Source organism: Micromonospora sp. Utrum1 (assembly GCF_057197805.1).
This window is the reverse complement of the sequence record NZ_CM170071.1, coordinates 6,480,067-6,492,670: the sequence shown is the minus strand read 5'-3', so window position 1 is coordinate 6,492,670 and position 12,604 is coordinate 6,480,067. Positions and strand designations below refer to the sequence as shown.

Here is a 12,604-nt window from a genome sequence, read left to right as displayed (position 1 = left end):
GCGGTGTTCGGACAGGCGAACGTCCTGGCTCAGGGCCAGGCGGAATTCCCACCCAGCGTGGAGGACTTCTACCTGCCCAGCATCCTGCCCTGGGGTGCGCACGACTCCTTCTGGTTCACCAAGATCACTGCCATGGTCTGGCTCGCCGTCGGCGTCCTGATCATCTTCTTCCTGGCCAGCTACCGGAACCCGAAGCTGGTGCCGACGAAGAAGCAGTGGTTCGCCGAGTCGATCTACGGCTTCGTGCGGAACAACATCGCGGTCGACATGATCGGGCACCAGGGGGTGCGGTTCGCGCCGTACTTCACCACGCTCTTCTGCTTCGTCCTGCTGACGAACGCGTTCGCGATCATTCCGTTCTTCCAGATCTCGCCGAACTCGCACATCGCCTTCCCGGCGTTCCTCGCCGTGATCAGCTACGTGCTGTTCAACTGGATCGGCATCCGGCACCACGGCTTCGTCAAGTACTTCAAGAACTCTCTGGTCCCACCGGCGCCGTGGTACATCCTGCCGCTGCTGATCCCGATCGAGTTCTTCTCGACCTTCCTCGTCCGGCCGTTCTCTCTGGCCGTCCGTCTCTTCGCGAACATGTTCGCGGGCCACATGCTCCTGCTGGTCTTCACGCTGGGCGGCTTCGCCATGATCAGCGCCAACACCTGGCTGGCGCCGGTCTCGGTGCTGTCCTGGGCGATGACGATCGCGCTGACCTTCCTCGAGTTCCTGGTGATCTGTCTGCAGGCGTACGTCTTCACGGTGCTGACCGCCAGCTACGTGCAGGGCGCGCTCGCCGAAGAGCACTGATCCACTCTTTCGCACCAACCGTTGTCGTCCCGCGTGACCGTCACGCGTGATAACCAGGAGGAACCGCAATGAGCATCCTTGCCGAGGTAACGGGCAGCACCGCTGCCATCGGTTACGGCCTGGCCGCCATCGGCCCGGGCATCGGCGTGGGCCTGGTCTTCTCGGCCTACATCCAGTCGACGGCCCGCCAGCCGGAGTCGTCCCGGATGACCCTCCCGTACGTCTGGATCGGCTTCGCCGTCATCGAGGCGCTCGCGCTGCTGGGCATCGCCTTCGGCTTCATCTGGGCCGGCACCGCCGCCTGATCCACCCCCTCTGACCGGGAGGTTTCCCATGTACTTCCTCGCCGCTGAGGGTGGTGAAGCGGCTCACAACCCGATCATTCCCGCGTGGGAGGAGATCGTGGTCGGGGGCATCGCCTTCATCGTGCTCTGCTTCGTGCTGATGAAGTTCGTCTTCCCCCGCATGGAGCAGACGTTCCAGGCCCGGGTCGACGCGATCGAGGGCGGCATCAAGCGCGCCGAGGCCGCCCAGGCCGAGGCGGGCCAGCTGCTCGAGCAGTACCGGGCCCAGCTCGCGGAGGCGCGTACCGACGCCGCCCGGATCCGCGACGACGCCCGGGCCGACGCCGAGGGCATCCGTCAGGACATCCTCGCCAAGGCGCGCGAGGAGTCCGACCGGATCATCGCCGCCGGCAAGGAGCAGCTCGCCGCGGAGCGGGCCACCATCGTGCGCGAGCTGCGCACCGAGGTCGGCACCATCGCGGTGGACCTGGCCAGCAAGATCGTCGGTGAGTCGCTCGCCGACGAGGCGCGTCGCAAGGGCACCGTTGACCGGTTCCTGAGCGGTCTCGAGAGCACGGGGGCCCGCTGATGCAGGCCGCCAGCCGGGAGTCGTACAAGGTCGCGGCGGAACGCCTCGACGAGTACGCCCGCGGCGCGGAGCCGTCGGCGGTGGCCTCCACCGCCGACGACATCCTCTCCGTTGCCGCCCTGCTGCGGCGCGAGCCGCGGCTGCGCCGGGCGCTCTCCGACCCGGCCCGGTCCGGGTCGGATCGGGCCGGCCTGCTCGGCGAGATGCTGCGCGGCAAGATCGGCGCCGACGCGCTCGACCTGCTCGCCTCGCTGGTCTCCGGCCGCTGGTCGGCTCCGTCGCAACTGCTCGACGGCGCCGAGCGGCTGGGCATCGAGGCGCTCCTGGCGAGCGCCGACAAGGCCGGCGAGCTGGGCGAGGTCGAGGACGAGCTGTTCCGCTTCGGGCAGGTCGTCTCCGGTTCCCCGGAGCTGGCCACCGTGCTCTCCGACTCGATGGCCCCGGCCGAGCAGCGGGCCACCCTGGCCGACCAGCTGCTCACCGGCAAGGCCCGGCCGGTCACCGGCTACCTCGTCGGGGCCGCGCTCGCCGGCTTCGGGGGACGCTCCTTCACCGGGGCGCTCACCCGGCTGGTCGAGCTGGCCGCCGACCGGCGGGACCGTCAGGTCGCGTACGTGACCGTGGCGGCCCCGCTGAGTGACGAGGAGGAGCGACGCCTCGGTGCCCGCCTCTCCGAGATGTACGGTCGGGAGGTCTCCGTCAAGCAGACGGTGAACCCGGACGTGCTCGGTGGGGTGAGTGTGCGGGTCGGCTCCGACCTGTACGACGGCACCGTCCTGCGCCGCCTCAACGAGACCCGCAACGCGCTCGCGAAGCGCTGACCGGCTCCGCCGCGCAGCGCCCTGAATGACAGACGCCATTCGGACCGGTCGGTACTAGGTATCCCGGGCCCCTGATACTTAAGGAAGCAGAGGATGGCCGAGCTGACCATCTCGACGGACGAGATCCGCGGCGCCCTGGAGCGCTACGTCTCGTCCTACTCGACCGACGTCTCCCGCGAGGAGGTCGGCACCGTCTCCGACACCGGCGACGGCATCGCCCACGTCGAGGGGCTGCCCTCGACCAAGACCAACGAGCTGCTGGAGTTCGAGGACGGCACGCTCGGCGTGGCGCTGAACCTCGACGTCCGGGAGATCGGTGTCGTCGTTCTCGGTGACTCCGCCAAGCTGGAGGAGGGGCAGCGGGTCAAGCGCACCGACCGGGTGCTCTCCGTGCCGGTCGGCGACGCCTTCCTCGGCCGCGTGGTGAACGCGCTCGGCCAGCCGATCGATGGCCTCGGCGACATCGCCGACGAGGGCTACCGCGAGCTGGAGCTGCAGGCTCCGAACGTGATGGCCCGGCAGTCGGTGTTCGAGCCGCTGCAGACCGGTATCAAGGCGATCGACGCGATGACCCCGGTCGGCCGGGGCCAGCGGCAGCTGATCATCGGTGACCGGAAGACCGGCAAGACCACGGTCGCCCTGGACGCGATCCTCAACCAGCGGGACAACTGGCGCTCCGGTGACCCGACGAAGCAGGTCCGCTGCATCTACGTCGCCATCGGCCAGAAGGCCTCCACGATCGCCTCGATCAAGGGCCAGCTGGAAGAGGCGGGCGCGATGGAGTACACCACCATCGTGGCCTCCCCGGCGTCGGACCCGGCCGGCTTCAAGTACATCGCCCCCTACACCGGCTCGTCCATCGGACAGCACTGGATGTACGGCGGCAAGCACGTCCTGATCGTCTTCGACGACCTGAGCAAGCAGGCCGAGGCGTACCGCGCCGTGTCGCTGCTGCTGCGCCGCCCGCCGGGCCGCGAGGCCTACCCGGGTGACGTCTTCTACCTGCACTCCCGGCTGCTGGAGCGCTGCGCCAAGCTCTCCGACGAGCTGGGCGGCGGCTCGATGACCGGTCTGCCGATCATCGAGACCAAGGCGAACGACATCTCGGCGTTCATCCCGACCAACGTCATCTCCATCACCGACGGCCAGATCTTCCTGGAGACGGACCTGTTCAACCAGGGCGTCCGGCCGGCCATCAACGTCGGCACCTCGGTCTCCCGGGTCGGTGGCGCCGCGCAGGTGAAGCCGATGAAGAAGGTCGCCGGTTCGCTCCGGCTCAACCTGGCCCAGTACCGCGAGCTGGAGGCGTTCGCCGCCTTCGCCTCCGACCTGGACAAGGCCTCCCGCGCCCAGCTCGAGCGCGGTTCCCGCCTGGTCGAGCTGCTCAAGCAGCCGAACTACTCGCCGTACCCGGTGCAGGAGCAGGTCGTCTCGGTCTGGGCCGGCACCGAGGGCAAGCTGGACGACATCCCGGTCGGCGAGGTCCGCCGCTTCGAGTCGGAGTTCCTCCAGTACCTCCGGCACAAGCACGAGGGCGTCCTGGCGGCTATCGCCGACAACAAGTGGGACGACGACATCATCGGCTCGCTCGAGTCGGCCATCACCGAGTTCAAGCAGGTCTTCCTGGGCAAGGAGGACGAGGTCCGGCTCAACGAGCCGGCGGCGAAGCCGATGGAGGGCGAGGAGAACCGCGAGTCGGTGACCCGCTTCCGCGACGGCACGACCGACCGCCCGGCAGAGAGCTGAGCCATGGCCGCCCAGGTACGCGTTCTTCGTCAACGGATCCGCTCGGCGAAGTCGATGAAGAAGATCACCAAGGCGATGGAGCTCGTGGCGACGAGCCGGATCGCCAAGGCCCAGGCCCGGGTGGAGGCTTCGCTGCCGTACGCCAAGGCCATCACCGGTGTGCTCACGGCGCTGGCCTCGAACGCGCGGATCGACCACCCGCTGCTCACTCCGCGTGAGCGGGTGCGGCGGGCGGGGGTCCTGTTGGTCACCAGCGACCGGGGCCTGGCCGGCGGCTACAGCTCCAACGCGATCAAGACCGCCGAGTCGCTGATCGCCCGGCTCCGGGCCGACGGCAAGGAGCCGGTGCTCTACGTCGTCGGCCGCAAGGGCGTGACGTTCTACCGGTTCCGCAACCGGGAGATCGCGGCGAGCTGGACGGGCTTCTCCGAGCAGCCGGCCTTCTCCGACGCCCGCGAGGTGGGCGAGACGCTGATCAAGGCGTTCTCGGCCGGCGCGGACGACGCGGACGGCAGCGCCGGGGCGGACGGGGTGCTCGGGATCGACGAGTTGCACATCGTCTACACCGAGTTCCACTCCCTGATGACCCAGACGCCGGTCGCGAAGATCATCGGCCCGATGCAGGTCGAGGACCGGCCGCGGTCCGAGGGCCTGCTGCCGGCGTACGAGTTCGAGCCGGAGGCGGAGGCGCTGCTCGACGCGCTGCTGCCGAAGTACATCAACACGCGGATCTACGCGGCGTTGATCGAGTCGGCGGCCAGCGAGTCGGCGGCCCGGCGGCGGGCCATGAAGAGCGCCACCGACAACGCCGAAGACATGATCGAGAAGTACACGCGTGAGATGAACACGGCCCGCCAGGCCGGGATCACCCAGGAGATCAGCGAGATCGTCGGCGGCGCGAACGCGCTCGCCGCGTCGGGAAGTGAAGTGTGATGACTGCCCCAGTAGAGACCAAGACGGCCACGGGTCGCGTGGTCCGGGTCATCGGCCCGGTCGTCGACGCCGAGTTCCCGCGCGACGCCATGCCGGCCCTGTTCAACGCCCTGCACGTGGACGTGACGCTCTCCGGCGGCGAGAAGACGCTGACCCTGGAGGTCGCCCAGCACCTGGGTGACAACATGGTCCGCGCCATCTCGATGCAGCCGACCGACGGCCTGGTCCGTGGCTCCGCGGTGCGCGACACCGGCTCGGGGATCAAGGTTCCGGTGGGCGACGCGGTCAAGGGCCACGTGTTCAACGCCATCGGCGAGGTCCTCAACCTCACCGAGGGTGAGACGCTCACCCCGGACGACCACTGGGGTATCCACCGCAAGGCCCCGGCCTTCGCGGACCTGGAGCCGAAGACCGAGATGCTGGAGACCGGCATCAAGGTCATCGACCTGCTCGCCCCGTACGTCAAGGGCGGCAAGATCGGCCTGTTCGGCGGCGCGGGCGTGGGCAAGACGGTGCTCATCCAGGAGATGATCACCCGAGTTGCCCGGAACTTCGGTGGTACCTCGGTCTTCGCCGGCGTGGGTGAGCGCACCCGTGAGGGCAACGACCTCATCGCCGAGATGACCGAGTCCGGCGTCATCGACAAGACCGCGCTGGTCTACGGCCAGATGGACGAGCCGCCGGGCACCCGGCTGCGCGTCGCCCTCTCCGCGCTGACCATGGCGGAGTACTTCCGCGACGTGAAGAAGCAGGAGGTGCTGCTCTTCATCGACAACATCTTCCGCTTCACCCAGGCCGGTTCCGAGGTCTCCACGCTGCTCGGCCGCATGCCGAGCGCCGTGGGTTACCAGCCGACCCTGGCCGACGAGATGGGCGAGCTCCAGGAGCGGATCACCTCCGTCCGGGGCCAGGCCATCACCTCGATGCAGGCGATCTACGTGCCCGCCGACGACTACACCGACCCGGCGCCGGCCACCACGTTCGCCCACCTGGACGCGACCACCAACCTGGAGCGGTCGATCTCCGACAAGGGCATCTACCCGGCCGTGGACCCGCTGGCGTCCTCGTCCCGGATCCTCGCCCCGGAGTTCGTCGGCCAGGAGCACTTCCAGGTCGCCACCGAGGTGAAGCGAATCCTGCAGCGCTACAAGGACCTGCAGGACATCATCGCCATCCTCGGCATCGAGGAGCTCTCCGAGGAGGACAAGGTCACGGTGGGCCGGGCCCGCCGGATCGAGCGCTTCCTGTCGCAGAACACCTACGCCGCCGAGCAGTTCACCGGCGTGCCGGGCTCGACGGTCCCGATCAAGGAGACCATCGAGGCGTTCAAGAAGATCAGCGAGGGCGAGTACGACCACTTCCCCGAGCAGGCGTTCTTCATGTGCGGCGGTCTTGAGGACCTCGAGAAGAAGGCCAAGGAGCTGATGGAGGGCTGAGAGCCCGCTCACACTCCACAGAGGCCGCCCCGACGAACGTCGGGGCGGCCTCCGCCTGTTCGGGGCCCCTCGTTACCAGATGCCCGGTTCTCAGGCAAGCGGTTCGCCGGACCGCGCGGTACCGTTCGTGACACGACGTTCACGTCATGAGCGTTGATCTCGTGCAACGAAACGGATCCGCGCGCCCGTCTACCAGTCGTGGGCGTGACGATTGGAGATGCTCGTGGATGAGGCCGGCACGGACCGCGGCAAGCGGTCCCTGTGGCGCGGCGTGCCGCGGTGGGCCCGGGTCTGCACCATCCTCGGCGTCGTCATGATGGTGCTCAGCGGCTCCGTGCTCGTCGGCTACCACGCGCTGGTCGCCCGCTACGAGGGCGCGGTCGGCAAGGGGGACCTGTTCGGCGACCAGGCGGCCGGGGCCAAGGAGAAGAAGAGCGACATCAAGGGCCCGCTGAACATCCTGCTGGTGGGCATCGACCCCCGCAACCCGACGGCCCGCCCGCTCGCCGACTCGATCATGATCCTGCACGTGCCGGCCGGCATGGACCGGGGCTACCTCTTCTCGCTGCCCCGCGACCTGCGGGTGGACATCCCCGACTTCCCCAAGGCCAACTACACGGGCCGCACCGACCGGCTCAACGCCGCCATGTCGCACGGCAGCGCGGTGGCCGGGCAGAACCCGAGCGCGGCACAGGGCTTCGAGCTGCTCGCCAAGACCGTGCAGCAGGTCACCGGGATCGAGCGCTTCGACGCCGGGGCGATCATCAACTTCACCGGCTTCAAGAAGATCGTCGACGCCATGGGTGGCGTCGACATGTACATCGAGCGGGACGTCAAGTCCGAGCACCTGCAACCGGACGGGACGCCGCGGCAGCTCAAGCCGGGCGGCGGGGGCTACCTCGGCCCGCAGGCCGTCTACAAGAAGGGCAACGCCCACCTCGAGGGCTGGCAGGCCCTGGACTACGTGCGGCAGCGCTACCCGAAGAACGGTGTGCCGGACGCCGACTACGGCCGGCAGCGGCACCAGCAGCAGTTCGTCAAGGCGATGGTGAGCCAGGCGTTCAGCGCCGACGTGGTGGCCAACCCGGTGAAGCTGGACAAGGTGCTCCGCGCGGCCGGCCAGTCGCTGGTCTTCAACGGCCGGGGCAACAGCGTGGTCGACTTCGCCCTCGCCCTGAAGGGCATCCGGGCCGACTCGATCGAGACGATCAAGCTGCCCGGCGGCCCGGTGGAGTCCAGCCGGGGCTACCAGGGGGAACAGCTGCTGCCGCCCGCCGAGGACTTCTTCGCCGCGCTGCGCAACGAGCAGGTCGACGCGTTCCTGCTCGAGCACCCCGACTTCAAGCAGAAGAGCAAGTAGCGTGAGCGCCAACGGGCCTCGGCGGGCGCCGGGGCCGGTTGGCGCGACCGTGGCGCAGCTCTCGCCACCCGCGTTGGGTGGGCCTCGGAGGCGCGACTAGACTTTCGGCAATCCGCCGCCCAGCAAGGAGACAGCGTGGCACAGCAGCTTCACGTCGAGCTCGTAGCCGTCGAGGAGAAGGTCTGGTCCGGCGAGGCCGAGATGGTCGTCGCTCGGACGACCGAGGGTGAGCTGGGTGTGCTGCCGGGGCACGCGCCCCTGCTCGGCCAGCTCGCAGAGCCCAGCCAGGTACGCATCAAGCAGTCCGGCGGCGAGCAGCTCGCGTACGACGTGGCGGGCGGATTCCTTTCGGTGACCGGTGAGGGCGTTACCGTCCTCGCCGAGAGCGCCACCCCCGCCACCCCGGCACGCTGAGCCGACCCGCCGATGGAGATCGTGGAAGGGATCGGAATCGGCATCGCGGTCGTCTTCGCGGCGCTACTGATCCTCTTCATCCGGCGGGCCCTGTTCACCCGTAGCGGAGGCATCATCCGGCTCAGTGTCCGGGTGTCCACGATGCTCGACGGCCGAGGCTGGTCGCCCGGCTTCGGCCGCTTCGTCGGCGACGAACTCCGCTGGTACCGCATGTTCAGCTTCGCCCTGCGTCCCAAGCGGGTGCTGTCCCGCAAGACCCTCGCTGTGGAGCGGCGCCGGCTGCCCGAGGGTCAGGAACGGCTCTCCATGCCGGCCGACTGGGTGATCGTGCGCTGCACCAGCAACCACGCCCCGGTCGAGATCGCCATGGCACGGTCCACGGTCACCGGATTCCTCTCCTGGCTCGAGGCCGCCCCACCCGGGGCGGCCTCGCCACGTCTGGCCTCCCAGGACTGGCCCGCCGCCTGACCCCGGCGGCTATTTGATCCACTCCGGCCGGCGTGATGGCGGTGCCCGCTCCCACTGCCCCGCCAACGGGGCTTACCGTCTCCCCGCCGTGAATCTTGGACAGTTGTCGTTAGCTACGAACGAAGACTGTCCAAGATCCGAGGTGGGTGTCAGCCCGTCCCTGCGTTGCCTGGGCAGATTGTCCGGTTTCGCCTCGCCGCGGACGTTCGGTGGAACGTCATGTGTGTCTCCGGGGCCCGGATACACCCATGGTGTTCCACCGACCGACTGAGCTTGGGCGGGCTGTCCGTTTCATGCGGTGAGCGGCGGCACCCTGGCGGTGGAATGGCGGGCGGGCGGGGGTCGTTGTATCGCCGTGAACGACCGAGGAAGACGCCTCACCAAGGCGGGGTGCCCGGCCCCGGAATGATGGTGGGCCGCCAGTCGTTGGACATGGTCTCGGCGCGACGAAGAGGCCCCGGCCCCGCGCGCTGGATGATCCCCCAAGACTTTTTGCTCGACCCCCCGAAGACTTTGTTGAGCGCCTGACGGTGCTTGCGCACACCGGATTGCCGACCTCCCCCGGTCGGGGTGTGCGCCAACCCCCGAATGGAGCTAACCCTCATGAACACGATGCTGCGTAAGAGCGTGCTCGGTATTGCTGGTCTGGCCTTCACCGGTGGCATCTTCGCCGGTCCGATCGCCGCCCACGCCGAGCCGGTGCACGACAGCAAGCCGGCCGCGGTGGCGGTGCAGGGTGACAAGCTGATCCCGCACGGTGTGCAGGGCGCCCAGTCGAAGATCGCTCTGAACGACGAGCAGACCGCCAACGCCAAGGCGATCATCGCCGCCACGAAGAAGGCCGGTCTCCCGAAGCGGGCCGCGGTCATCTCGATCGCCACCAGCCTGCAGGAGTCGAAGCTGGAGAACCTCGGCCACCTCGGCGACAAGAACGACCACGACTCGCTGGGCCTGTTCCAGCAGCGCCCGTCGAGCGGTTGGGGCTCGCCGGAGCAGATCACCGACCCCGAGTACTCCACGCTTGCGTTCCTGAAGGGTTTGAAGCAGGTCGACGGCTGGCAGGACATGCCGCTGACCGAGGCCGCCCAGACCGTGCAGGTCTCGGCCTACCCCGACGCCTACGCCCAGTGGGAGCGGCAGGCCGCCGACATCGTCGCCCACAACTGGAACAGCTGAGGCAAGAACCGCTGGCCGGCACCCCGACACGGGGTGCCGGCCAGCGGCGTCTCAGGACCAGGTCGCGCCAGCAGCGAACGGAAGCTCCGCGGGCCACCAGCGCACCACGACCGGTCAGTCGAGGTCGGCGACCAGTTCGACCTCGTACCCCTGGGTGTCGGAGAGGTAGGCGGCGTAGGTCTGCGGGCCGCCGGCGTGCGGGTGGCGGTCCGGGAAGAGCAGTTCCCAGCCGTGCCCGGGCGCGGCGGCGACCAGCCGGTCCACGGCAGCCGGCGGGCCGGCGTGGAAGGCCAGGTGGTTGAGGCCGGGCGCGCACCGGTCGTGGGTGCCGCCGGTGAGCGCCGGGGATTCCTCCAGGACCAGGTACGTCGGGCCGAGCCGCCAGGACCGACCGGCGGGCCAGTTCTGGTAGGGCGTCCAGCCCAGCTCGCCGAGGAGCCAGCCCCAGCTACGCCTGGCAGCGGCCAGATCGGGTACCCAGACCTCCACGTGGTGCAGCGCGCCCACGGTCAGCGCTTGCCGCCCGGCACCCATAGCACATCCCCGTCCGGGTTTGCCGTTCTTGACAGGATAAAGAGCAGATCGGAGAGCCGGTTGAGATACTTTGCCGGGAGGGTGCTGGTTCGGTCCGGGTCGTGCGCTACCAGCGCCCACGCCGCACGCTCGGCGCGCCGGGCGGTCGTCCGCGCCACGTGCAGCAGTGCCGCGCCAGCGGTGCCGCCGGGGAGGATGAAGGAGTCGAGCTTGCTCAGGCGTGCGTTGTACTCGTCGCACCAGCCCTCGAGGCGCTCCACGTACTCCTCGGTGACCCGCAGCGGCGGGTACTTCGGATCCGGCTCCACCGGGGTCGCCAGGTCCGCGCCGACGTCGAACATGTCGTTCTGGATCGACCCCAGCACCGCCCGCAGCTCGTCCGGGAGCTGCCCCAGGGCGAGCGCGACGCCGATCGCGGCGTTGCACTCGTCCACGTCCGCGTACGCGGCGATCCGCGGATCGGTCTTCGGCACCTGCTCGTTGTTGCTCAGCCTGGTCATGCCGGCGTCGCCGGCCTTGGTGTAGATGCGCGTGAGGTGGACGGCCATGACGCACAGCCTACGGATACCGGACCTGACCATCCCGGCGCGGCCGGCCCGCACTGCCTGGCCGGCCGGGGTGGGGCCCGGTGATGCCGGCGGCCCGGGGGCCAACGACGTCGACGTCATCCGGGTGCTCGGTGAGTCCCGGCTGGCCGGCACCGTGCACGTGGTCGGGGCGAAGAACTCCGCTCTGAAGCTGATGGCGGCGGCGCTGCTCGCCCCGGGGCGCAGCGTGATCACCAACGTTCCGCGGATCACCGACATCGCCATCATGGGGGAGGTGCTGCGGCGGCTCGGCTGCGTCGTACGCTTCGCCGCCGACGACCCGGTCGACCCGATGGTGACCCGCGGCGGGGTGGAGCGATCCCGGTCGGTGGTGATCGACGTGCCGGAACAGCCGGGCGCGGAGGCCGACTACGACCTGGTCCGCCGGCTGCGGGCGTCGATCTGCGTGCTCGGCCCGCTGCTGGCGCGCCGGGGGTACGTGCGGGTGGCCCACCCCGGCGGGGACGCCATCGGCTCGCGCGGCCTGGACATGCACATCGCCGGGCTGGCCCGGATGGGCGCGGAGATCTCGGGCGAGCACGGTTTCGTCATCGCCGAGGCACCGGACGGGCTGCACGGCGCGGACATCACGCTGGACTTCCCGAGCGTCGGCGCCACCGAGAACTTGGTGATGGCGGCGGTGCTGGCCCGGGGCACCACGACGATCGACAACGCGGCCCGGGAGCCGGAGATCGTCGACATCTGCACCATGCTGAACCGGATGGGCGCCCGGATCGAGGGGGCCGGCACGTCGACCCTGCACGTCGTCGGGGTGCCCGAGCTGCGTCCGGTCCGGCATGCCACGGTGGGGGACCGGATCGTCGCCGGCACCTGGGCGTTCGCCGCCGCGATGACCCGTGGCGACGTGACCGTGACCGGCATCGACCCGGCCTACCTGGAGGTCGCGCTGGACAAGCTGGTCTCGGCCGGCGGCCTGGTGGAGACCAGGGGCGGCGCCTTCCGGGTACGCATGGACGACCGACCGAAGGCCGTCGACGTGGTCACCCTGCCCTTTCCGGGCTTCGCCACCGACCTGCTGCCGATGGCGATCGGGCTGGCCGCGGTCAGCGACGGGGCCTCGCTGATCACGGAGAACATCTTCGACGGCCGGTTCATGTTCGCCAACGAGATGATGCGGCTCGGCGCGGACATCAAGACCGACGGCCACCACGCCCTGGTCTGCGGCCACGAGCGCCTCTCCGGCGCCCCGGTGCGCGCCACCGACATCCGGGCCGGCGCCGGCCTGATCATCGCCGGGCTCTGCGCCGACGGGGTCACCGAGGTCTCCCACGTGCACCACGTCGACCGCGGCTACCCGGACTTCGTCGCCGACCTGCGGGCCCTCGGCGTCGAGGTGGAACGCGGCACCGCCCCGGAGGAACCGGACCTCGCCATCTGAGGGCCAGCCTCAGCAGTCGTTCAGCCTCGCCGACAGTGCTGTCTTGTCATGCCCTC

The 12,604-nt window shown here is 69.5% G+C and carries 14 protein-coding genes; 12 read left to right on the top strand and 2 right to left on the bottom strand.

What is annotated here, in order from left to right; all coding sequences use genetic code 11:
• Nucleotides 1–3 precede the first annotated feature (3 nt).
• The 11 genes from atpB (at nucleotide 4) to AC0OLQ_RS30450 (ending at nucleotide 10,028) form a co-directional block, all read left to right on the top strand.
• A complete protein-coding gene (gene atpB, locus AC0OLQ_RS30500; RefSeq protein ID WP_357345778.1) occupies nucleotides 4–801 on the top strand; it encodes a F0F1 ATP synthase subunit A in 798 nt (265 codons plus the stop codon).
• A gap of 68 nt (nucleotides 802–869) precedes the next feature.
• Entirely contained in the window at nucleotides 870–1,106 is a 237-nt protein-coding gene (locus tag AC0OLQ_RS30495; protein WP_151461930.1) for an ATP synthase subunit c family protein, read from the top strand.
• Nucleotides 1,107–1,134: 28 nt separating this feature from the next.
• Complete coding sequence (locus AC0OLQ_RS30490; RefSeq protein ID WP_357345780.1) at nucleotides 1,135–1,674, top strand: F0F1 ATP synthase subunit B; 540 nt, start codon at nucleotides 1,135–1,137, stop codon at nucleotides 1,672–1,674.
• A complete protein-coding gene (locus AC0OLQ_RS30485) occupies nucleotides 1,674–2,495 on the top strand; it encodes a F0F1 ATP synthase subunit delta (protein ID WP_484529070.1) in 822 nt (273 codons plus the stop codon). The genes AC0OLQ_RS30490 and AC0OLQ_RS30485 overlap by 1 nt, the downstream gene beginning before the upstream one ends.
• A 93-nt stretch (nucleotides 2,496–2,588) precedes the next feature.
• On the top strand, nucleotides 2,589–4,241 hold the full coding sequence (gene atpA, locus AC0OLQ_RS30480) for a F0F1 ATP synthase subunit alpha (RefSeq protein WP_357345784.1): 1,653 nt from the start codon (nucleotides 2,589–2,591) through the stop codon (nucleotides 4,239–4,241).
• Nucleotides 4,242–4,244: 3 nt separating this feature from the next.
• Nucleotides 4,245–5,174, top strand: coding sequence for a F0F1 ATP synthase subunit gamma (locus tag AC0OLQ_RS30475; RefSeq protein WP_484529069.1), 930 nt, complete (start codon nucleotides 4,245–4,247; stop codon nucleotides 5,172–5,174).
• Nucleotides 5,174–6,610 (top strand): F0F1 ATP synthase subunit beta, encoded by a 1,437-nt coding sequence (atpD, locus tag AC0OLQ_RS30470; protein WP_357345788.1) that lies wholly within the window; start codon nucleotides 5,174–5,176, stop codon nucleotides 6,608–6,610. The genes AC0OLQ_RS30475 and atpD overlap by 1 nt, the downstream gene beginning before the upstream one ends.
• A gap of 217 nt (nucleotides 6,611–6,827) precedes the next feature.
• Nucleotides 6,828–7,970, top strand: coding sequence for an LCP family protein (locus AC0OLQ_RS30465; protein WP_484529068.1), 1,143 nt, complete (start codon nucleotides 6,828–6,830; stop codon nucleotides 7,968–7,970).
• 135 nt (nucleotides 7,971–8,105) lie between these two features.
• Nucleotides 8,106–8,384: a F0F1 ATP synthase subunit epsilon gene (locus AC0OLQ_RS30460; RefSeq protein ID WP_357345792.1), complete on the top strand. Its 279-nt coding sequence runs from the start codon at nucleotides 8,106–8,108 to the stop codon at nucleotides 8,382–8,384.
• 12 nt (nucleotides 8,385–8,396) lie between these two features.
• Nucleotides 8,397–8,852: a DUF2550 domain-containing protein gene (locus tag AC0OLQ_RS30455; RefSeq protein WP_357345794.1), complete on the top strand. Its 456-nt coding sequence runs from the start codon at nucleotides 8,397–8,399 to the stop codon at nucleotides 8,850–8,852.
• A 603-nt stretch (nucleotides 8,853–9,455) separates the two neighbouring features.
• Entirely contained in the window at nucleotides 9,456–10,028 is a 573-nt protein-coding gene (locus tag AC0OLQ_RS30450; protein WP_484529067.1) for a hypothetical protein, read from the top strand.
• A 114-nt stretch (nucleotides 10,029–10,142) separates the two neighbouring features.
• Here the strand turns inward: AC0OLQ_RS30450 and AC0OLQ_RS30445 are convergent, their stop codons facing one another.
• Both AC0OLQ_RS30445 and AC0OLQ_RS30440 read right to left on the bottom strand, forming a co-directional pair.
• Nucleotides 10,143–10,562: a VOC family protein gene (locus AC0OLQ_RS30445; RefSeq protein ID WP_484529066.1), complete on the bottom strand. Its 420-nt coding sequence runs from the start codon at nucleotides 10,560–10,562 to the stop codon at nucleotides 10,143–10,145.
• Nucleotides 10,538–11,110, bottom strand: a complete 573-nt coding sequence (locus AC0OLQ_RS30440; RefSeq protein WP_091318767.1) for a cob(I)yrinic acid a,c-diamide adenosyltransferase — start codon at nucleotides 11,108–11,110, stop codon at nucleotides 10,538–10,540. The genes AC0OLQ_RS30445 and AC0OLQ_RS30440 overlap by 25 nt, the downstream gene beginning before the upstream one ends.
• On the opposite strand from AC0OLQ_RS30440, the gene murA reads away from it, so the two are divergent.
• On the top strand, nucleotides 11,109–12,548 hold the full coding sequence (murA, locus tag AC0OLQ_RS30435) for a UDP-N-acetylglucosamine 1-carboxyvinyltransferase (protein ID WP_484529065.1): 1,440 nt from the start codon (nucleotides 11,109–11,111) through the stop codon (nucleotides 12,546–12,548). The two genes, AC0OLQ_RS30440 and murA, sit on opposite strands and share 2 nt — an antisense overlap.
• The last annotated feature ends 56 nt before the right edge of the window (nucleotides 12,549–12,604 follow it).

What these genes read in the sequence shown, in the direction of transcription:
- AC0OLQ_RS30495 (WP_151461930.1), top strand. Translation starts at nt 870, where the DNA reads ATGAGCATCCTTGCCGAGGTAACGGGCAGCACCGCTGCCATCGGTTAC.
- AC0OLQ_RS30490 (WP_357345780.1), top strand. Translation starts at nt 1,135, where the DNA reads ATGTACTTCCTCGCCGCTGAGGGTGGTGAAGCGGCTCACAACCCGATC.
- AC0OLQ_RS30485 (WP_484529070.1), top strand. Translation starts at nt 1,674, where the DNA reads ATGCAGGCCGCCAGCCGGGAGTCGTACAAGGTCGCGGCGGAACGCCTC.
- atpA (WP_357345784.1), top strand. Translation starts at nt 2,589, where the DNA reads ATGGCCGAGCTGACCATCTCGACGGACGAGATCCGCGGCGCCCTGGAG.
- AC0OLQ_RS30475 (WP_484529069.1), top strand. Translation starts at nt 4,245, where the DNA reads ATGGCCGCCCAGGTACGCGTTCTTCGTCAACGGATCCGCTCGGCGAAG.
- atpD (WP_357345788.1), top strand. Translation starts at nt 5,174, where the DNA reads ATGACTGCCCCAGTAGAGACCAAGACGGCCACGGGTCGCGTGGTCCGG.
- AC0OLQ_RS30465 (WP_484529068.1), top strand. Translation starts at nt 6,828, where the DNA reads ATGCTCGTGGATGAGGCCGGCACGGACCGCGGCAAGCGGTCCCTGTGG.
- AC0OLQ_RS30455 (WP_357345794.1), top strand. Translation starts at nt 8,397, where the DNA reads ATGGAGATCGTGGAAGGGATCGGAATCGGCATCGCGGTCGTCTTCGCG.
- AC0OLQ_RS30450 (WP_484529067.1), top strand. Translation starts at nt 9,456, where the DNA reads ATGAACACGATGCTGCGTAAGAGCGTGCTCGGTATTGCTGGTCTGGCC.
- AC0OLQ_RS30445 (WP_484529066.1), bottom strand. Translation starts at nt 10,562, where the DNA reads ATGGGTGCCGGGCGGCAAGCGCTGACCGTGGGCGCGCTGCACCACGTG.
- murA (WP_484529065.1), top strand. Translation starts at nt 11,109, where the DNA reads ATGACGCACAGCCTACGGATACCGGACCTGACCATCCCGGCGCGGCCG.
- AC0OLQ_RS30440 (WP_091318767.1), bottom strand. Translation starts at nt 11,110, where the DNA reads ATGGCCGTCCACCTCACGCGCATCTACACCAAGGCCGGCGACGCCGGC.